Origin of the sequence: Komagataeibacter sucrofermentans DSM 15973, assembly GCF_040581405.1 — a bacterium.
Lineage (GTDB): Bacteria > Pseudomonadota > Alphaproteobacteria > Acetobacterales > Acetobacteraceae > Komagataeibacter > Komagataeibacter sucrofermentans.
The window spans coordinates 132315-152569 of record NZ_CP137158.1; the positions used below are offsets into that span (position 1 = coordinate 132315).

The following is a 20255-nucleotide window of genomic DNA, read 5'->3' on the forward strand; positions in this document are numbered from 1 at the left end:
CTGCCATGCTGAGCGATGTCCGGATCCTTGGCGCCAGCGGGCAGGCGCAGGCCGCGCTGCATACCCGCGTTGACCCCCTGACACGGCAGCGTCTGGCCGAGACACAGGACCCGGCGCGCTGGCGCGAAATCCTCTCGACCGCGCGGTTCACCCCGCCCCTGCCCCTGCTTCTGGCGGGCATCGAACAGCCGGACGGTAGCTATTCTCCGGATACCCCCCTCGCCCAGAACGTGCCGTATGCGTCGGCGGCCCAGCAGATGGCTCAGGACCATGTAGCCGATATCCCATCGGGGTTCGAACTGGTCGTCGGACTGGAAATCGATGATGGCACCCCCTGTTTCCTGGCCTGGTTCCGGCCGCTCCAGCCCGTAGGCTCCTGTCCCGGGACGGCAGACACAGCGCCTCCTGCGCCCGTCGGCCAGCCAGCTGCTGCCGTCGCGCAATGGTTTTCTGTCGTCTCGGCCCAGCCCGTACCCGAACATGATGGCCGCCTGGCTACGGCCCGTCAGGCGGCCGATGCCTATATGCATCGCAGCAAGGCCGAGAACACACTACGCACCTATCGCGCCGCCGTGCGGTCCTGGTGTCGCTGGGCTGCCGGTCATGCCCTGCCCGCCCTGCCGGCCCGTAGCGAGGACGTTGCCGCCTATCTGGCCGACATGGCGCTGCAGGGCCGCAGGACCAGCACCATCGACCTGCATCGGGCCGCCCTGCGTTACCTGCACCACCTGGCGCAGATTGCCGTACCCACCGCCCACCCGATGGTGACCGCAACGCTTGCCGGCATCCGGCGGGAGGCAAAGGAGACCCTGCCCCGCCAGAAAACCGCGCTCACCTGGGACAGGCTGGTCCGGGTCGTCGAGGCCATCAGTCCCCATGATCTGGTCGGTGCGCGGGACCGGGCCATTCTCCTGCTCGGTTTTGCCGGCGCGTTCCGACGCTCCGAGCTTGCGGCACTGAAGGTGGACGACATCACGGTGGACGAGGATGGCATGCAGATCCGGCTGGGCCGGTCCAAGGGCGATCCCCAGCGCAAGGGTACTCTGATCGGCATCCCGCGGGGCCTGACCCGGAACTGCCCGGTTCTGGCATACGAGACCTGGCTCCGGCAGGCCGGGATCACGGAAGGTCCGGTCTTCCGGCGCATCTGGTCCGCGCGGGGCTACAGGGCAGGCGCCACGCCCGTCGGAACCCCGCCCAGGATCGGGCCGCACGCCCTGTCGGACCGGGCGGTCACGGACATCATCCGTAAACGCTGCGGCGACACTCACCTTGAGGGGGACTTTGGCGGACACAGCCTGCGCCGCGGCGCCATCACCACGGGCGCAAAGGACGGGTATGATCTCCTGGAACTGAAGCGCTTCTCGCGGCACAAAAGCCTTCAGGTCGTCGAGACCTATATCGACGAAGCCAGCATCAAGGCCCGGCATCCGGGAAGGTCAAGATTCTGAGCCTGTCTTGACCCCATTTTCCAGAACGCCTCCACTCGCCTTCACATGTGAAGACGCACCAGTAGACATATCTGCTTCATAGATCATGCCAGCCTTATTCGAAGATAATTTCTCCCCGCATGAACCGCCGGACTGGAACGTCTGACTTGGGGGGGCAGCAGAATGTCTGCTTCAGAACTGGCCTGATCATAAACTGCCACCATGGGAGCACGTATAGTCCTTGAATTTCCCATGAGGATTTTTCAGATTCTGACACGTGAGGATGAGGCCGTATAATTATTTCGGGTAATCTTCCCATCAAATACAGAATCGACTAGCTGCGAAAAAAGTCAGGAGAACTAATTATCAAACGGAGAAAGTGCTTCAATAATTCGGCATTCTGAAATATTACCTCCCCGGCATGATTTTATTATCGTAGAAAGTTCATGACGCAATGCCTTGAGATCCGCAATTTTGTGCTCAATCTCTGCCATATGGTCACGAGCAATTCTATCAACTGTCTTACAATCCTGGGTTCCCTGATCCGTTAGGGATAATAGAACTCTTACCTGATCTAATGAAAAACCCAGATCACGGGATCGACGAATAAAAGACAGTCTCGCGAGCGCCGCATCATCATAAACGCGATAATTGCCATCGGTCCGCTGTGGCGGAGCCAGCAGTCCGATCCGTTCATAATAGCGGATCGTCTCGACTTTGGTATTCGTTGCCTTTCCCAAGGCGCCAATCGATCGCATTCCCTGCCTCTTGACCCTGTAGTTGCTACAGGCAGCATACATTAAAACAGATGATTCGTCAGGGAGGCGCTGGATGGCAGGAGGATGCTGTGGTGGATGCACAGATACGCCGCTACCAATCAATAAATCATGGCGGAGAGCGCTCCTGATCGCGCTTTTTCTCAATGCCAGCATGTTTGCCGTTGAAGCTGGGGCTGGCGTGTCGGTTGGATCTGCATCCTTACAGGCGGACGCGATTGATTTCCTTGGCGACAGCGCCAACTACGCAATAAGCCTCAGTGTTGCCGGAATGGCATTGCGATGGCGAGCTGGCGCGGCCTTTCTGAAAGGCCTGACCCTGTTCGTGGCTGGGATATGGGTAATGGCCAATGCTGGGTGGATGGTAATGAACAGCAACCATCCGCCTCACCCAGACGCAATGGGCGGCATTGGTCTGCTTGCCCTCGCGGTCAATCTAGCCTGTGCCCTCATATTATGGACACATCGGAAAGGTGATGCCAACCGCCGTTCCGTATGGATCTGCTCTCGTAATGATGCGATCGGAAATGTTGCCGTTGTGCTGGCAGCTCTGGGCGTGTTTGGCACTCGTTCTGCGTGGCCGGATATTGCGGTAGCTTCCATCCTTGCGATGCTTGGTATTAGTGGAGGTGTGCAGATTATGCGACAATCGAAAGTAGAACTAACAGATAAAAAATCAGATATATCACGACATATCAATGTATAAATCATATAATACTCTAGAATATATTAAGAAGGTAAGGAGACGAACACGCTATAATGCGGCATTCATTCTCCTGATTTTTCCCCTGCTCTGTGGCTGCACAAATAGTGGTCACTCAAATATTTCGCCGGAATCAGATGTCCAGAAATTTTCCAGCCGTCAATTTACGGATGCCGGATTGCAAGAATTCATTACAAAAGTTCTCGGACCAAACGTATCGAGTCAGGAAAACGCATGGGGCATCACTCGCCTGACGCTTGCTACCTTGTATTTTCATCCCGATATCCTTGTAGCTAAAGCTGAACTGGAAACGGCTCGCGCTGGAATCAAGACAGCCGGTCAACTGCCCAATCCCAGTTTCACGGTGCTGGGTGGCCCATCGGCTCATTACGTCGGCTACGGCGCGTCAATACTGATCGAATTTTTCGGCAGGCGTTATCACCGTATCAAAGAAGCCAGATATCGGGCTGCGGTCGCGCAATGGGAAGTCATCAATACTGCATGGAAACTACGCAGCGACACGCGGTCTGCTCTTCTCGGCGTCTGGGCTGTATCCGGGCGCCTCAAGCTTGTGGAAGAGACTGCGGCAGCTAAACGCGAACTCTTTACCCTGGAACAGGCACGTTTTGATCAGGGACGAGCATCCGCTTTCGAAATATCGCAGGTACGGACGGAAATGATCCATGCCGAGTTGTCTGTCAGTGATCTGCGGCGCGAGTATGCCGTCCGTAAGGCAGCTCTGGCAGGAGCAATCGGGGTTCCTGCCGAAGCACTTGATTCCATTGCTCTTGATACAAAAGCATTTGATGTCTGTCCCGACCTCATAGAATACCGCGATTCACAGGACATGAGATACCAAGCCGTAATGCAACGCGCGGATCTGCGGGAACTTCTTGCGTCTTATGACGCCGCCCGACAGGCTCTACGGGTCGAAGTTTCTCGACGCTATCCCGATGTCACCATCAGTCCCGCCTATAACTGGGATATTTCAAATCGCTTTGAGGTAAATCCCTCTCTGCAAATTCCGATTTTCAATCAGAACGAAGGCCCCATAGCTGAAGCTGTTGGGCAGGAGCATGAGGCGGCGGCTCGTCTCCGGCGTGCAGAGAACACGGTGTTTAAGTCCATCTCGCAGGCTACGGCCAATTACCGCGGCACGACATCAATTCTGCTACAGGCGGAAGAACTTGCCAAAACCGTACGGGTAAGGCTGAACCAGATGCAGCACCGCCTTCAGTCAGGTGCAATCGACCGACCAACGATGGTTATGACTCATATAGAGCAGATTCAAGCGGAGACCGCTCTTCTTGAAGCAGAAATTCAGCAACGGCAAGCCATAGGTCAGATCGAAGATGGCATGCAGCAGCCCATTTTTGATCACACCAATGCCGCGCAGGCTTCCGGCCTACTTGAAAATAACCACAGGAATTCACCATGAAAGCGAGGGCCTTCTGGCTGCCTCTTGCAGGTCTTTCTGTCTTCCTAGTTCTAAACGGGACAGACATTGCCATTGCAGATGATGATGATCAACCAGTTTCGGTTCTTGGTGCAGAGGCGACCGTGACGGTCTCCCCGGAAGCAGTTACGAAGAGCGGCATTGCTTCTGCACGACCCAGCATCGTGCCTTGGAGAAAGCTGGTTCCCGCCTATGGTTACGTTCTGAACGCAACACAACTTATCACTCTTGTTAGTAATTATGCTGACATGAAAGCGCGGCTGGAGAGCATGCAGGCACAGCAGACGCTTGCCCGTGCGAAACTCGATCGTGACAAAGGACTGTATCGCGATCGGCAGAATATCTCTCAGGAACAATTCCAGGAGACAACAGCTAGATTTCAGTCCAATTCAGCTATGGTAAAAGCAGAACAGGTCCTGGTAAATAACGCACTTAATATTATCAGACAGCAATTTGGTTCGGTCATATCTGACGCTACCGAAAAAAATACAATTTTCATTACACAGTTACTTCAACAACAAGTGGTCTTGGTCAAGGTGACCCTTCCACCAGATACGGATCTACCAACCCCACCAAGTCAGGCGGATGTGACCGATTATGGAAACACGGGTGGACACGGGACAATGCTCCACTATTTGTCTCCTGTAACCATGACCGATCCTGCTATTCAGGGGCGTAGCTTTTTCTATTTTGCGTCGGCTGAAAGTCAGCTTGTCGCGGGCATGAATGTTTCCGTTCTCCTGCCTACCGAAGAGGAACGTCCCGGTATCCGGATACCTGCATCAGCTATTATCTGGCTGCAAGGTAAGTCGTGGATATACCGTGATAACGGACACGGAAAATTTACACGCTTACCCCTTACGACCGACGTGCCGGACCGAGAAGGTGGCTACCTGATCCAAGATACTCCAGGACAAATCACACACGAAACGCAAATCGTCATAGAGGGTACGCAATTACTTCTGTCTGAAGAATTCCGAGCTCAGCTTGAATCAGGAGACGATGACGACTGATGACGGGACGTTCTTTCAGCCTTCAGGCAGCTATTATCGGGTTTTCGATCCGCTTCCGGGGCGTGGTTATCGCAACCGCATGTCTGTTGTTCTTCTATGGCCTGTATGGCTTGAGACATGCCAGCTATGATGTGTTTCCGGAATTCATTCCGCCACGGGTCACGATCCAGACCGAAGCCGCTGGTTTCACGCCGGAACAGGTCGAAACATTGGTTAGTCGCCCAATGGAAATTGCCCTGACCGGCCTCCCGGGTATTCAGCGCGTGCAATCGACTTCGATTCAGGGACTGTCAGTCGTCAACGTCCTGTTTGCGACATCGACCGATATTTATCGAGCCCGGCAACTGGTCGGGGAACAAATGAATGTTGTTGCACAGCAATTGCCAGCCGGTGTTCATGCTCCGACTATGACGCCACTGACCTCATCCGCCGGTCTGGTACTGGTGATCGGTCTGACGTCGGAACAACAGTCCTTTATGCAGTTGCGCACGCTTGCTGACTGGTCATTAAGGCCGCGTCTGCTGGCGTTGCCTGGTGTGGCTGGAGTCAGCGTGTTTGGCGGGGAGCGTCGGTCACTCCAGATACAGGTACATCCAGACCAACTCATCTTGCATCATATCGGACTCGATGACGTCCTTGCGGCTGCCCAGGAAGCGACTGGCATACAGGGGGCCGGCTTTATTGATACCCCGAACCAAAGAGTCGTTCTTCAGTCTGACGGTCAGGCCCTGACGCCAGAAAGTCTGGCCCGCACTGTGATTGTCCGCTCTGATAATGGTGCTGTCACACTGGGCAGCATTGCCACTGTAACTGAAGCCCCTATTCCTGCCTTCGGTGCGGCCAGTATCGAGGGAAAGACAGGCATTGTAGTTAATATATGGGAACAGTACGGTGCCAATACAATGGCCGTGACCCGGGAAATCGAGGCGGCACTTACCGATTTCCGCCCGCAATTGCAGGGACAGGGGATTACATTGCATGCTGACCTGTTCCGACCCGCCAATTTCATTACGACCGCATTGGGGAATGCCACACGAGCATTGCTTCTGGGCGGTTTTCTGGTGGTTGTCGTAATCTTTCTTTTCCTTTTTGACCTGCGAACCGCTGCAATCTGTTGCGCCACCATACCTTTGGCTATTCTGATAGCCCTGTCGTTGCTGGAGACACTCGGGGTTACTTTGAATGCCATGACCTTGGGGGGCCTTGCTATTGCCATCGGCGAGGTTGTGGATGACGCCGTGATCGGGGTCGAAAATGTTACACGCCGATTGCGTGAAAACCGGCTTCTGGTCCAGCCCGCATCTACAGCGCGCGTCGTACTCGATGCGTGCGTTGAAGTCCGCAGTGCAGTGGTTTACGCGACCTTTGCTGTCATTATCGTTTTCTTGCCTGTCATCGCCCTTCCCGGACTTTCGGGACGACTGTTTGCTCCACTGGCAACAGCTTATGTTCTTGCGGTCATGGCTTCTCTTGCCGCTGCTGTAACCGTTGTACCTGCACTCTGCGCATGGCTCTTGGCGACGCCTGGAGAAATCCGGAGAGAGCCCCCCCTGGCAGGATGGACCGCCAGAGCTTATGAACGTCTTCTGGCCAGATTAATGCGCCATCCCCGATTTGTTATAGGCGGGATGATCCTGACCACCTTGATAGGGTTTGCGGCCCTTCCATTCCTTGAAAGCGATTTCATTCCCGATTTCAAGGAAGGCCACCTTATCATTCATATGACGGCAGTTCCGGGGACTTCCCTGGAACAGTCTCTGAAATTAGGCAGACAGGTTACAGAAAAACTTCGTCAGCTTCCCGAAATCCGTTCGGTTGCTCAGAGAGTCGGACGCGCCTCGCTGGATGAGGACACGTATGGACCACATACCAGCGAGTTTGAGGTTGATTTGAATCAGGTGGATGGGAAGGCTTCCCGACAGATTGATGCCCGCGTTCGCAAAGCGCTTGACGGGTTCGTTGGGGCCAGTTTTTCTGTCAGTAGTTTTTTGACGATGCGCGTAAACGAAACCCTTTCTGGTTCGTCTTCGGCTGTGGCAATCAATATTATTGGCGATGATCTGGATGTATTGGATATCCAGGCAAATAATATTGTCCGCATGTTGCATCAGATACATGGCGCAACAGATGTCCGGATAGAAGCACCTCCTGGTGTTCCGGAACTTGCTATTCAGCTACGCCCTGCTGATCTGGAGCGCTGGGGGCTTCGGTCGGCGGATGTACTCCGATCCATCCATACAGCCTGGCAGGGTGAAACCGTGGGGCAGATATACGAGCGTTCTGCGGCTTTTAATGTTATGGTTCGTCTTGATGACGCAAGTCGTAATGATGTTGCGTCTGTCGGTTCCCTGCCACTGCATACTGTTCACGGAAACTACGTACCACTCCGCGCTGTTGCGGACATATATGAGACGAACGGTCGCTATCAGGTGTCACATCTGGGAGCACAGAGAACACAGACTGTCACCGCAAATGTTACAGGACGATCAGCTCAATCTTTCGTTCAGGACGCACGCACGGCTATAGCAAAAAATATCAAACTGCCTCTTGGAGCCTACGTTCAGTTTACATCCGCAGCGGAAGCTGAATCACAATCACGCAGGGAACTGTTTATAAATTCCGGGCTCGCTGCCATAGCGGTCATGATTCTGCTCTCAATAATCACACAAGGATGGCGCAATCTCGCTCTGATACTCGTCAATCTTCCCTTCGCATTTGTGGGCGGCATTCTGACAATCATTGTTTCCGGCACAACGCTAACTCTGGGGGCAACAGTCGGCTTCGTTACACTATTCGGGATTACGCTTCGGAATTCGGTGATGATGATTTCGCATTTTGAGGCTTTGGTCGAGCGGGAAGATCTCACATGGGGAGTAACAACAGCGCTCCGGGGGGCCAGAGACCGCGTCGTCCCCGTACTCATGACATCGCTCGTTACGGCGCTTGGACTGGCGCCTCTGGCTGTTGATATGAATGCGCCTGGGCGGGAAATCGAAGGACCTATGGCAGCTGTCATTCTTGGAGGGCTCATGACATCAATGATACTTAACCTGTTTGTTTTGCCTATTCTTGCTGTCAAATTTGGTAATTTTTCTGAAAACGAAACGGGAGTTCCGGAAACCTTGTTCAAGTGACAGGTATGGGCCACTGCTGCACCGAACTACTTGAAGATTATGTCCGATATGCCAATAGAACCCAGAATGAAAACTGCTTCCGTATCACGCTCGGCCACCATTCGGTCTGGCTCGACCTTCTGGTTGGGTTCGGAATTGCCTTCATGAATCTTGACGCTGTCCAGAAAATCTGGATTGCCACCCGCACCGAACATCATCGTGTCAAGGCCGAAAACCGAAAGTATCGTTGCCCAATCCAAATGATTTATGCTCCCTGCCCAGTGGCTTTGGGCGGTCTTGCTACGGCCAACCTAAGCGCCTGTATTCTTGCTGGTTATTTCCCATAACGATCACCCCACTCTCGGCTCCAAGTGATAGCGGGGGACTGCGCGGACTATGTCCGCTATGCGAAAGGCGAGCCAACCCACTTTTATGTCCGACATGAGGGCGACTACAGCCTGTCTGCTGCCATTCATTGAGCAGGAAGGCTGTTTACAGAGGAAGGAGGCATTGAATGGTCGCTCAAGAGCAAACGTACACTGGAGTCATTATCGACGGAGATCTCCGATGATCGGAAATCAGCGCGGTTTCTGTCTGACCATGATCCAGTTCGGGAAGCTACGGCCATTGATGGCAATGGGTTCGTCGTTCGTCACCTGAAATCCCAGCTTCTCATAGAAGATCACGTTTTGTGGTTTCTGGGTAACAAGTGATGCCGGGAATGGGGATGTATCCACTACGTATGACAGTTCGCGCCGCAATATGCTGGAACCCAACCCGCGCCCCTGGCAATCGGAACGAACAACCATATTATTGAGATACCAACTTGGGTGCCCATTCAGGCATGCTTTCCGCCGGGCCTCGATCATGTTGATGACTTTCAACGTGCATCGAAAGGTCTCCAGCCCATGGCGGAAGGGCAATGCCAGAAGGCCATGACGTGCCAACAGAGCAGGAGATGCTTCAGGAGAGCCGGGTGGGTGCCAGAACCCCATGGCGGCAACCCTTTCCCTATGGTCACGCGCCGCAAAACTCCGTCCCAGCGCGAACTGGACGCCAAGGTTCGCCTTCATCAGCCACATCAGGCGCGCGCGCCGGGTTACGGCATCGGGATAGAGGAAAACATGGGCCGGATTGTCAAAAAAAGCCTGGGTGAGGAGAACGGAGACTTCATCGCGATCGAAAATGGTCAGGACCGCATCACTGAAAGCACCTATCATAGTATCCTTCATTTCAAGGCAGTCATTAGTTGACGTTCTATTGATCTCCCAATCTTTACATCTCTTTGGGCTCCCTTCAGAATTGAATCCATTTTTTCAAGAGAAGTCACCATCACGAATATCTGCTTTCTGGTTTATCTGGAATGACCTCAATGTCCGAAATGAAGGCATAAGCCGACCACCGTCGCGTTTCAGAAACCTGTGAGAAGCAGATCGAGCGCCTGAGTAATTTCGTCCTGGCAAAGCGACAATGAAGCAATGATCTTCTTCAGATCACGGTCAGGAACTGCGGCCATAAACTGCGTCATCATGACAAAGGGACAACCGTCAACCATAAACACCGGGTTCAGCCTCTTTGCAGGCTTTGGTGCGGTTCCCTGCGGCAGCAGCGGAACAACGACACGGGTACCCAGAGCATCCAGAAGATCTGCCTGCACATCCAGAACGAAACGTGCTTCTCCCCGTCCGGCCAGACGATACACATCAAAACGGGCCACTTAGAAGTTCCGATAGTCCGCCAGGGGAAGCCCGTTCTCTTCAACATATTGCCGTGAAGCTTCGAGGGAAGCGCGATTGTCTGCCAGCCATTGCTGAGCACGGATCGACGCGATCGCTGACTTAAGCCCCTGCTCGCAGGCCTGCGATATATTGAGATCTAATGACTTGGCTTCTTCGAGCAACTGAACGGGTAGCGTCACATTTGTGGGGCGACGTGATGGAGTGCCGGAATGCACGCGAACCATAGCTTTGCTCCTATAGACTGGTGGCCAAGATATAGCACATGTTTATGTGCATTTGTATGCCCATATTTTTGCGCAACGGTATGACCGCTTTCGGAAGGCCTCGACAGCTTTTCTTATGACCCACATGAAAGCGACTGCTGCCTGTCTGCTCCTGCATCACTGAGCAGACAGGCAGGTTGCTGCAGAAACTATCCATAACGCTTAGCCGTTAACCTCAATCAGCGGCTGTGTTCCGCTGGACAGAATGGGCATAGCGATCTCCCCATGTCTTGAGCGCCTGAATGACCGGCTTCAGCGTCTTGCCCAACTCGGTCAGGGCATATTCCACATGTGGGGGCACCTCGGGAAAAACAGTCCGTGACACCAGACCATCCGCCTCAAGTTCGCGCAACTGGTTGGTCAGCATCCGCTGCGTGACATTGGGCAGGCGGCGGCGCAGTTCGCCGAACCGCAGCACCCCGTCCTCGAACAGGTGATACAAGATCAGCGCCTTCCACTTGCCCCCAAACAGTTCGAGCGTAGCTTCCACCGTGCAGCCGGGGCTGCAGGCCAGCGTGGTGTGACGGATGCGGGGCATGGTATCATTCCTGACACTAGTGGCGGTTTATGTGCGTTCTTGCGCACACCGCAGGCTGGGTCAATGTTTACATGCGGGCCGGACGGATGGCCTGCATTTGTAAACAAGGTTGATTATGTCTCCATCTTCTTTATTCGCTCCCGTGCGACTGGGCGACCTGTCCCTTGAAAACCGGATCTTCCTGCCGCCACTGACACGCTGCCGCAGCACCCAGCCCGGCGATATTCCCAACGCGCTGATGGCCGAATATTACGCACAGCGCACGCAGGCGGGTTTCCTGATTACCGAAGGCACGCAGATCGAACCCCGCGGACAGGGCTATGCCTGGACACCGGGCATCTACTCCCCTGAACAGGTCGCGGGCTGGAAACTGGTCACTGATGCAGTGCACGCAAAGCGGCGACCCATCTTTGCGCAGTTGTGGCATGTCGGCCGGGTGTCCCACCGCGCATTGCAGCCCGGTCATGAGGCACCGATCGCCCCGTCGGCGGTTGCGGCAACGGGTATCAACGTGTTCATCCCCACGGGGCCGGGCACGGGAAAGCTGGTGCCACCCGACATGCCGCGCGCACTGTCTATTCCTGAAATCCATGAACTAGTGGAGATGTATGCACAGGCGGCGCGTAACGCGCTGTCCGCTGGCTTCGATGGCGTGGAGATCCACGCCGCCAATGGCTACCTGATCAACCAGTTCATCTCCGAACGGGCCAATTTCCGCACCGATGCCTATGGCGGCAGCCTGTCCAACCGCCTGCGCTTCCTGCGCGAGGTGGTCGAGGCCGTCTCCGCCGTCGTCACGCCTGACAGGATGGGCGTGCGGTTTTCCCCGCTGTTCGGCACGACCACGGAAGAGCGCGTGTATCTCGGCCTGCTGGAGGACAATCCGGCGGAGACCTACACCGCAGCCGTGCGCGTGCTGGCGGAAGTCGGCATTGCCTATGTCTCGCTGGCCGAGGCCGACTGGAACAACGCGCCCGAAATGCCGGATACCTTCCGCGCCAGCGTGCGCGACATCTTTGGCGGCCGCATCCTGTGCGCGGGCCGCTACGACCTGCACAAGGCACAGCATGTGCTGGGCCATGGATGGGCGGATATGATCGGCTTTGGTCGGAAGTTCATCGCCAATCCGGACCTGCCTGCACGGCTGGAACATAGCTGGCCGCTCAATCCGCTGGACCCGGCGACGATGTATGGCGGCGGGGCGCATGGCTACACCGACTACCCTTTCCATAACCAATAAACAGGGAAACGGACCAATGAGTTTTTACCAGACCCTCAACCCGACCACAGAAACCGTGGAACGCACGTTCGAACTGCATACCGCTGCGCAGATGAAGGCGATTGTCGATCGCGCGGACCATGTGTGGAAGACCGACTGGAAAAAGCGCGACATCGCCGCCCGCAAGGTCATCATGTCAAAGGCCGCCGACCTGCTGCGTCGAGACCGCGTGGCGCATGCGCGCCTGATCGCGACCGAAATGGGCAAGGCGCTGCCTGACGCGCTGGAGGAAATCGACATCACCGCCGATATCCTGTCCTTCTATGCCGATGGTGCGGCAGAGTTCCTTGCCCCCACGCATCTGAAGGTCAAGGAAGGCCATGCGAAGATCATCAACCAGCCGCTTGGCCTGATCTACTGCATCGAGCCGTGGAACTTTCCCTATTACCAGCTTGCCCGCGTGGCCGGGCCGAACCTGATGGCGGGCAACGTGGTCATCGCCAAGCACGCGCCCAACGTGCCGCAATGCGCGCTGGCCTTTGAAAAGCTGTTCCATGACGCGGGTGCGCCTGTGGGCGTCTATACCAACATCTTCCTCGACAATGACCAGTCGGCTGAACTGATCAAGGATTTTCGTATTCGTGGCGTCGCCCTGACCGGCAGCGAACGCGCGGGCCAGACGGTCGCGGCCGAAGCGGGGGCGGCGCTGAAGAAAGACACGATGGAACTTGGCGGTAGTGATGCCTTCATCGTGCTGGATGACGCGGACCTTGAACTTGCCGTAAAATGGGCGACATGGGGCCGGTTCGCCAATAACGGGCAGGTCTGCACGGCGGCCAAGCGGATGATCGTGCATGAGAAGGTTTATGACGCCTTCCTCGCGGGTCTGAAAACGGCGATCACGCAGTTCCGTATCGGCGATCCGCTGGCCGAAGACACGACCCATGGCCCGATGAGCAGCAAGAAGGCACTCGACACCGCACTGGCGCAGACCGACGAAGCGGTCAAGGCGGGGGCAACGCTGGTTGCTGGCGGCAAGAGGATGGACCGCAAGGGCTTCTTCATGGAACCGACCATCCTGACCAACGTGTCAAAGGACAACCCGGTCTTCTATCAGGAGATTTTCGGCCCCGTTGCCGTCGTGCACAAGGTTGCATCCGAACATGAAGCCATCGAACTGGCCAATGATTCCCCCTATGGCCTTGGCGGTTCCGTGTTCTCGCATGACCTAAGCCGGGCGGAACGAGTGGCCGAAGCGGTCGAAACCGGCATGATGTTCATCAACACGGCCACGGCCGCAGCACCCGAATTGCCCTTTGGCGGGATCAAGAATTCAGGCTTTGGCCGCGAACTGTCCTTCCTGGGCATTGAGGAGTTCATCAACCGCAAGCTGATCCGCGTTGCCTGAAGATTAGGCAAACACCGCTTTCTGTCCCGGATTAAATCCTGTCCGGGGCAGAGGTGTGCTACTCATCAAGTTAAATGCCACCTGCAGCTCAAGTGATACGAAGAAATGGTATATGCCTGCTTTGGCAACCGCACGATTAGTCATCGAATGACCGGAACAAGGGCGAGACCTGACCCGGAACTGCCCGGTTTTGACGTAAGAGACCTGGCTCCGGCTGGGCGGGATCACGGAAGGTCTGGCCTTCCGGCGCATCTGGTCCGCAGAGGGCTATAGGACGGGAGTCACTCCCGCCAGGGGCCCTCCCAGGATCGATCAGAGCGCCCTGTCGGATCGGGCGATCACGGACATCATCCGCAAACGATGCGGCGACACCCACCTTGAGGGAGACTTTGGCGGACACAGCCAGCGCTGCGGCGCCATCACCACGGGGGCGAAAGACGGGTATGATCTCCTGGAACTGAAGCGCTTCGCGCGATACAAAAGCCTTCAGGTCTTCGAGACCTATATCGACGAGGCCAGCATCCGGGAAAGTCGAACTTCTAAGCCTATCTTGACCCCTGCCTCCAGAGCGCCTCAACACTCCTTCAGCTGCGGGGGAATTAAAGAGGCCTGTTGCCCGCCCTTCAGGCCCGCTAAGCTGCTCCGGTCCGCGCGTTCTCGTAGAGCCAGAACTACAGGATGCATGAATGATCTACGTAGCAGTCCCATAGATTTTAAGGGTGAATATCAGCCGTCTTCCCGGTATGGGTTCCGAGTGGGCGCATATGAACATATGGTATATGCCTCATTTCCTGCATCACAGTGTGGAACTTCCCTACCGTGGCCGTTTTCCCGACATTGTCATATCGTGGTGCAGTTCCGGCTGGCCGCCAGTCCACTGAAGGTGGAAATCGCTCCAGACGTACCCGTCGCCTTCGTCGCCTGGCTCGTGTCAGAACACTGAAATGGCAGAGAACATTCATGTACTGCTCTGGGGCAGTGCTGATCGGTATTATTTCGGTGATCTTTGCCCATCTGGGAGATGCGGCAGCCGGTCTTCGTTACCGCATTGTCGCCCTGAATGCCTGGTCTATGCTTCTGATTGCACCACTTGGAATGATCACCATTACCTGGTTGACGCGCCTACTGTTCAATGGTGCCCAAGGCTCCGGCATTCCCCAGACAATCGCAACATTGCACATGCATAATTTCATGCTGGTGGACAAAATTCTGACATTGCGCATTGCGCTAGGCAAGGTCCTGATGACTTGCCTCGGGCTGATCTGCGGTGCATCGATTGGTCGCGAAGGACCCAGCGTTCAGATCGGGGCATCCATCATGCACGCTTTCTCGCGGGCCATGCGTCAGCACAACGATGTCACCCGGCATGGCATGATCCTGGCAGGTGGGGCCGCAGGCATGGCGGCGGCTTTCAATACACCTCTCGCAGGCGTTGTTTTCGCCATTGAGGAACTTGCCCACTCCTTTGAACAGAAATCGTCGGGCCGGACACTGACCGTCATCATCTTTTCCGGGATTACCGCAATCGCCCTCCTGGGAAATTATACATATTTTGGTCGTGCCAATACCTCTATCCCCGTCGGTGTCGCGTGGCTGGCTGTTCTGGTATGTGGCGTGAGTGGTGGCTTGGCGGGCGGCCTTTTCGCGCGTTGTGTCATTCGCCTCTCCAAGGGACTGCCAGGATCACTTCGCCCATTTGCGGCACGTTTCCCTCTCGGTTTTGCCGCTTTATGTGGTCTGCTTCTGGCCCTGATCGGCCTAGTCTCTGACGGGGCGACCTATGGTACGGGCTATCTCCAGGCGCGAGGAATCATAGACGGCACCCTCCATTATCCAGCCTCCTTCTTTTTCCTGAAATACCTCTCCATACTAATCACCTTTTGTTCTGGCATACCTGGCGGCATGTTTGCACCGTCCCTAGCTATCGGTGCTGGCATGGGCGGGTGGATCGGACAGTTCCTACCCCATACCTCTCCAGGTGCTGTCGTTCTGCTTGGGATGGCGGCATATTTCTGTGGCGTTGCCCAATCTCCGCTCACAGCGACGATCATCGTGATGGAGATATGCGATAACCAGCAGGTCACGCTGGCGCTTCTGGCAACCGCATTTCTGGCGTTCGGAGTGTCGCGAATGATCTGCCCCCATCCACTATATTCCGTCCTTGCTACAGGTTTCATGGAAAAGACCGAGCAGAAGGAGATTCAGAAAAAAACTGCTCCGAGCCCGGAAACGGGTCCCTCATGAACAGCGACCCGGATCGCAGATGTCGCATTCGAAGCCGGGGAACCTCAGTCAACGAAAGAAGACGCCGTGCTACAGCAGGTGCCAGATAGAACACCGCACTCAGAACGAACCGACAGTTCCTGCAGTCTGGTTTTCCTCGCGTCAGCGTCAATCCTGATCGGTATCGCAACCGGTACGATCTGCGGAACCTTTCGCCTGTTTCTGGAGTGGCTGGAATTCACGCGAACGGAGATGGCCCCTCGGTTTCTGCATGGTTCGCCGTGGGGAGGCTTCTTTCTGGTCGTCGGCGTTGCCCTGGCAGCTCTGACAGCTGTAGAAATGGTACGCCGCCTTGCACCGCTGGCGGCAGGCAGCGGCATTCCTCATGTCGAAGCCGTGCTATCGGGCATTACCGGCCCGGCGTCATGGCCACTCATCCCGGTCAAATTCGTCGGCGGTCTACTGGCGATTGGGAGTGGTCTGGCCCTGGGACGCGAAGGGCCTAGCGTACAGATGGGAGCCGCAGTAGCCGATGCGATCGCACGACGGCTCTCACTGGGACGTGCAGACTGCCGTGCCCTTCTTGCCGCTGGCGCGGGAGCAGGTCTTGCAACGGCCTTCAATGCGCCAGCCGCAGGTGCCGTTTTTGTCCTGGAAGAACTGGTGGGCCAATTTGAGGCGAGAATGGTCTGCGCAGCGCTCGGAGCGTCCATCTCAGCCATTATGTTCAGTCGTGGCATTCTAGCACTACAGTTGCATTTTGTGTTGAGTTCTGAATCTATGGGTAACCATGATTCAGGATATGATGAGTGGCGGTACGTCTGTTGAAGAGACGCTGGAATTATGGGCGCGCTCGCTTCGGTCCGCCAAGGATCGGATGGCGCCGCTGTTCACGCAAAAACGTGTCGTAGATTCGGCCTGTGCTTTTCTTGATGTTTTGATTGGCAATGAACCACGCAAGACGGGATGGATGCGAGCGGAAGCCGCAGGAGATCCTGGTCCATGGCGGCAGCAGGCGCTTCTGGGACGCGGGCACTGGGATGCCGATGCCCTTCGTGACGTCGTCAGGGATTATGTGATTGAGCATCTGGGCACTGAAGAGGGCGTGCTGGTCATTGATGAGACCGGTTTTCTGAAGAAGGGTCAGGCGTCCTGCGGTGTGGGGCGGCAGTATACGGGATCTGCCGGCAAGATCACGAACTGCCAGATTGGTGTGTTTGGCGCTTATGTTTCGGAACGGGGGCATGCCTTTATTGACCGCGCCCTGTATCTCCCGAAAGACTGGACATCAAAGCCTGAGCGTCTGAAGCGGGCCCACGTTCCCGATGACGTGGTGTTTGCAACCAAACCGGCGTTAGGGCCTGTTAGGCCTTGATATAGTCTGCTGTAGCCGCGATGAAGATGACGGAGAGGAAGGATGCCGCGGTTTTCTCATATCGGGTCGCGACAGCCCGCCATTCCTTGAGCCTTGCCCACAGATTTTCGACCAGATGCCGGTGTCTGTAAGCCCATCTTGGACAGGCGACTTCTGGATCATTCTTCCTTGGCGGAATGACAGGACGAGATCCCCGGTCCCAGAGATATTCACGGAATTTATGCGAAGCATATCCGCGATCACAAACAACATAGGTCGGTGGGTGTGGCAGGTCGTCGAGCAGGGCATAAGCGGATGGCAGTTCATGTGCCTGTCCAGGCGACAGTGTGAAGGACAATGCTTTGCCATGTCCATCTGCCGCTACGCAGACCTTGGTGCCAAAGCCTCCACGTGAGCGGCCAAGCGCCTCACGATCTCTGCGGCGTTCACCGTATCCCCTTTTTTGGCGGCCCCGGCCGCCTTGTGATGGGCACGGATCGTCGTGCCATCGAGAAAGACCATGCCCAATTCCGGGTCAGTGCCTCTTACCTTTTCAAAGAGGCGCTGCCACACCCCAAGCTTCGACCAGCGAATGAACAACTGTGCGGCAATCCACCAGGGACCAAACTCAGATGGCAGGGCGCGCCACTTTGCGCCGTTCTGATGGCGCCAGAAAATCGCAGAGATCGTCCGTCGCAGGTTTTTCGGTGGGGTCTTCCCCTTCGGACGGACTTCTTCGATCAACGGCTCCCAGACGGACCAGGCGGCATCAGAAAAGACAGACTGCATCATGCTCATCATAAACAGCTATGCAATCCGTTCTGTCATTCAAGGCCTAACAGGCCCTAGTTCTGCTTGCCCAGCCGCGTTAATTGCTGCTGGATTTCTTTTCGGGGCAGGAAATGCCGATCCCCTTCGTCCGCCATGCTTTTGTAAAGCCCGGCCAGCCCGGATAAGCTCGCCAGCTTTATCACTTGGATCAAGTAATTTTCCGGTGTCTAAGAGCTGTTTTGTTGGATCTGACGTCTTGTATTCGTCTTGGGGAGGCTCCTCACCTTCGGGCTCCGGAGTTGCACTTCCGCTACTTCTTGAAGATGCAACACCACCACTCCCAGACGGCGGTGAATTGTCTATTGCCTCGTTATTCTCAGAATGAACCGTCGTCCCTTTTCCGTCCGGCAAGTGATTGGCCAGCGCATCGTGAGCGACATATATGGCCGTACTGACATCCAGCACGACACCAACGCCCTTCACGATGGGATTGGGCACGCCTTCTAGGGCGTGTCGTCATTTAGCATCTGGCGCTATGAGGCTTGTACTCCCGTTTGATCTGTGATGTTTTCTCTCTGTTTTCAGGGAGAGAATGAATGCGACGATATGGCCTGAGTGACAGCCAGTGGAAACGGATAAAAGATCTTCTCCCGGGTCGTGAAGGCCATGTCGGCGGAACGGCTGCCGATAACCGTCTGTTTGTGGAAGCGGTTCTGTATCGTTACCGTGCCGGCATTCCGTGGCGTGACCTGCCTGCCCGGTTCGGGGACTGGAAGAACGTTCACCGGCGACTGCGTCGCTGGTGCGAAGGCGGCGTGATCGAACGGATTTTCCGGCATCTGGCCGCCGATCGCGACAACGACTACATGATGATCGACAGCACGATTGTCCGGGCGCACCAGCACAGTGCGGGTGCCCGTAAACAAGGGGCACAGATCAGGCCATCGGGCGGTCCCGTGGTGGACTGACTTCGAAAATCCACGCCATTGTCGATGCCGCAGGAAAGGCGGTCGCCCTGTCCCTGACGCCCGGGCAGAGAGCGGACATCACGGAAGCAGCCCCCCTGCTGGATGAGGTCGATCCCAAAGCCTTTATCGCCGACAAGGCTTATGACGCCGATCCGCTTGTCGAAAAGATCGAAGAACGGCAGATTACACTGGTTATCCCTTCAAGGAAAAACCGACGCAATCCACGGAAAATCAGCTTCCAGCTCTACAAAAACAGAAACATCATTGAACGCTTCTTTGCCAGATTGAAGCAGTTCAGAGGCATTGCAACACGCTACGACAAGCCGAAGTCAACATTCCTCGCAGCAGTGCAACTCGTTTCCGCCATCATCGGAATTAACTGACGACACGCCCTAGGGCCTGTTAGGGCTTGATCCAGTCTGCTGCGGCAGCGATGTGGATGACCGCGAGGAACGACGTTGCTGTTTTTTCATATCTGGTTGCGACAGCGCGCCACTCCTTGAGGCGAGCCCAGAGGTTCTCAACGAGATGCCGACACCGATAGGCCCATTTCGGGCAGGCGACCGGGCCATCGCGTCGTTTCGCGGGAATGGCTGGCCGTGCTCCCATGTCCCATATCCGTTCACGCATGGCGTTCGACGCGTAGCCCTTGTCCGCTACTACCCACAGGGGAGTGGCGGGAAGGCTGTCGAGCATGGCTGGTGCCAGAGGCAGTTCATGAGCCTGTCCAGGGGCCAGCGCAAAACCGAAGGCTTTTCCATGTCCATCAGCGATCACGCAGACTTTTGTGCCATAGCCGCCGCGAGAGCGGCCAAGTGCTTCACGATGGTCTCGCTCTTCGAAAGAGGCCCCTTTTTTTGGGCTCCCGCCGCTTTGTGGTGAGCCCTGATGTTTGTGCCATCCAGAAAAGTCATTCCGAATGCCACTCCCTGTTGTTCCTGAACCAGTGCGAGCAGCCGCTCCCATACGCCGAGCTTCGCCCAGCGGATGAAAAGCTGCGCAGCCCGCCACCACGGACCCAGTTCAGCGGGGATACTCCGCCATTTCGCGCCATTCTCATGACGCCAGAAAATCGCTGCTATCGTCCGCCGCAGATCATGTGGCGGCGTCTTGCCCCTCGGGCGAACCTCCTCAATCAGAGGTTCCCAGATCGCCCATGTCTCGTCCGTAAAGGTGCCTGTTCTGTCTCCTTCTTCCATCCCTACAATATGGGAAGAAATTCAAGATCTAACAGGCCCTAGCAGCCTGTCGGGTTGGGCATTTTGCGGCTGATAACGCCAA

At 55.9% G+C, this 20255-nt stretch carries 19 protein-coding genes and 1 pseudogene; 12 read left to right on the plus strand and 8 right to left on the minus strand.

The window, feature by feature from the left end; genetic code table 11:
- Positions 1-5: 5 nt before the first annotated feature.
- Positions 6-1451 carry a tyrosine-type recombinase/integrase gene (locus R5N89_RS14635; protein ID WP_110570191.1) on the plus strand — a complete coding sequence of 482 codons (1446 nt, stop codon included), beginning with the start codon at positions 6-8 and terminating at the stop codon, positions 1449-1451.
- A 338-nt stretch (positions 1452-1789) separates the two neighbouring features.
- Here R5N89_RS14635 and R5N89_RS14640 read toward each other — a convergent pair whose 3' ends face one another.
- Positions 1790-2188: a helix-turn-helix domain-containing protein gene (locus tag R5N89_RS14640; protein WP_014106908.1), complete on the minus strand. Its 399-nt coding sequence runs from the start codon at positions 2186-2188 to the stop codon at positions 1790-1792.
- A 73-nt stretch (positions 2189-2261) separates the two neighbouring features.
- Between R5N89_RS14640 and R5N89_RS14645 the strand changes: the two genes are divergently transcribed.
- Genes R5N89_RS14645 through R5N89_RS14665 form a run of 5 tightly spaced genes read left to right on the plus strand, consistent with a single transcriptional unit; the run spans position 2262 to position 8838 of the window.
- The gene (locus R5N89_RS14645; protein ID WP_014106909.1) at positions 2262-2912 is read left to right on the plus strand and encodes a cation transporter; all 651 of its coding nucleotides are present in this window, start codon (positions 2262-2264) and stop codon (positions 2910-2912) included.
- Complete coding sequence (locus R5N89_RS14650) at positions 2905-4347, plus strand: TolC family protein (RefSeq protein ID WP_208624740.1); 1443 nt, start codon at positions 2905-2907, stop codon at positions 4345-4347. The genes R5N89_RS14645 and R5N89_RS14650 overlap by 8 nt, the downstream gene beginning before the upstream one ends.
- On the plus strand, positions 4344-5378 hold the full coding sequence (locus tag R5N89_RS14655; protein WP_014106911.1) for an efflux RND transporter periplasmic adaptor subunit: 1035 nt from the start codon (positions 4344-4346) through the stop codon (positions 5376-5378). The genes R5N89_RS14650 and R5N89_RS14655 overlap by 4 nt, the downstream gene beginning before the upstream one ends.
- Positions 5378-8512 (plus strand): efflux RND transporter permease subunit, encoded by a 3135-nt coding sequence (locus R5N89_RS14660; protein ID WP_014106912.1) that lies wholly within the window; start codon positions 5378-5380, stop codon positions 8510-8512. The genes R5N89_RS14655 and R5N89_RS14660 overlap by 1 nt, the downstream gene beginning before the upstream one ends.
- Positions 8509-8838 (plus strand): hypothetical protein, encoded by a 330-nt coding sequence (locus R5N89_RS14665; RefSeq protein ID WP_354680718.1) that lies wholly within the window; start codon positions 8509-8511, stop codon positions 8836-8838. Before R5N89_RS14660 ends, R5N89_RS14665 begins: the two co-directional genes overlap by 4 nt.
- Before the next feature lie 231 nt (positions 8839-9069).
- Here the strand turns inward: R5N89_RS14665 and R5N89_RS14670 are convergent, their stop codons facing one another.
- The 4 genes from R5N89_RS14670 to R5N89_RS14685 form a co-directional block, all read right to left on the minus strand.
- Positions 9070-9723, minus strand: a complete 654-nt coding sequence (locus R5N89_RS14670; protein ID WP_053323964.1) for a GNAT family N-acetyltransferase — start codon at positions 9721-9723, stop codon at positions 9070-9072.
- A 179-nt stretch (positions 9724-9902) separates the two neighbouring features.
- Positions 9903-10208 carry a CcdB family protein gene (locus tag R5N89_RS14675; RefSeq protein ID WP_053323965.1) on the minus strand — a complete coding sequence of 102 codons (306 nt, stop codon included), beginning with the start codon at positions 10206-10208 and terminating at the stop codon, positions 9903-9905.
- Positions 10209-10409 (minus strand): type II toxin-antitoxin system CcdA family antitoxin, encoded by a 201-nt coding sequence (locus R5N89_RS14680; protein WP_010510340.1) that lies wholly within the window; start codon positions 10407-10409, stop codon positions 10209-10211.
- 259 nt (positions 10410-10668) lie between these two features.
- A complete protein-coding gene (locus R5N89_RS14685) occupies positions 10669-11031 on the minus strand; it encodes a helix-turn-helix domain-containing protein (RefSeq protein WP_025811845.1) in 363 nt (120 codons plus the stop codon).
- Positions 11032-11146: 115 nt separating this feature from the next.
- Here R5N89_RS14685 and R5N89_RS14690 point away from each other — a divergent pair, with 115 nt between their 5' ends.
- The 5 genes and pseudogenes from R5N89_RS14690 to R5N89_RS14710 all read left to right on the plus strand — a co-directional run.
- The gene (locus tag R5N89_RS14690) at positions 11147-12271 is read left to right on the plus strand and encodes an alkene reductase (RefSeq protein WP_053323966.1); all 1125 of its coding nucleotides are present in this window, start codon (positions 11147-11149) and stop codon (positions 12269-12271) included.
- A gap of 16 nt (positions 12272-12287) precedes the next feature.
- Entirely contained in the window at positions 12288-13658 is a 1371-nt protein-coding gene (locus tag R5N89_RS14695) for an NAD-dependent succinate-semialdehyde dehydrogenase (protein ID WP_102325882.1), read from the plus strand.
- A 960-nt stretch (positions 13659-14618) separates the two neighbouring features.
- On the plus strand, positions 14619-15902 hold the full coding sequence (locus tag R5N89_RS14700; RefSeq protein ID WP_193733919.1) for a chloride channel protein: 1284 nt from the start codon (positions 14619-14621) through the stop codon (positions 15900-15902).
- A gap of 66 nt (positions 15903-15968) precedes the next feature.
- Positions 15969-16709 (plus strand): chloride channel protein, encoded by a 741-nt coding sequence (locus tag R5N89_RS14705; RefSeq protein ID WP_354680719.1) that lies wholly within the window; start codon positions 15969-15971, stop codon positions 16707-16709.
- Positions 16672-17238, plus strand: a pseudogene (locus R5N89_RS14710) (IS701-like element IS1452 family transposase); the annotation flags it as partial. The gene R5N89_RS14705 and the pseudogene R5N89_RS14710, both read left to right, overlap by 38 nt.
- Before the next feature lie 7 nt (positions 17239-17245).
- On the opposite strand, the gene R5N89_RS14715 reads toward R5N89_RS14710, so the two are convergent.
- Positions 17246-18024, minus strand: a protein-coding gene (locus R5N89_RS14715) for an IS5 family transposase (RefSeq protein ID WP_110570267.1) whose coding sequence is annotated in 2 segments (ribosomal slippage) — positions 17246-17682 and positions 17682-18024 — 780 coding nt in all. Because the reading frame shifts where the segments join, the coding sequence is not laid out codon by codon here.
- A 56-nt stretch (positions 18025-18080) separates the two neighbouring features.
- Positions 18081-18218 carry a hypothetical protein gene (locus tag R5N89_RS14720; RefSeq protein WP_010511923.1) on the minus strand — a complete coding sequence of 46 codons (138 nt, stop codon included), beginning with the start codon at positions 18216-18218 and terminating at the stop codon, positions 18081-18083.
- 384 nt (positions 18219-18602) lie between these two features.
- On the opposite strand from R5N89_RS14720, the gene R5N89_RS14725 reads away from it, so the two are divergent.
- A protein-coding gene (locus R5N89_RS14725; protein ID WP_110570266.1) for an IS5 family transposase occupies positions 18603-19357 on the plus strand; the annotation gives its coding sequence in 2 pieces (ribosomal slippage) (positions 18603-18942 and positions 18942-19357; 756 coding nt in all).
- A 19-nt stretch (positions 19358-19376) separates the two neighbouring features.
- Here R5N89_RS14725 and R5N89_RS14730 read toward each other — a convergent pair.
- Positions 19377-20173, minus strand: a protein-coding gene (locus tag R5N89_RS14730; RefSeq protein WP_082779839.1) for an IS5 family transposase whose coding sequence is annotated in 2 segments (ribosomal slippage) — positions 19377-19834 and positions 19834-20173 — 798 coding nt in all. Because the reading frame shifts where the segments join, the coding sequence is not laid out codon by codon here.
- Positions 20174-20255: the final 82 nt, after the last annotated feature.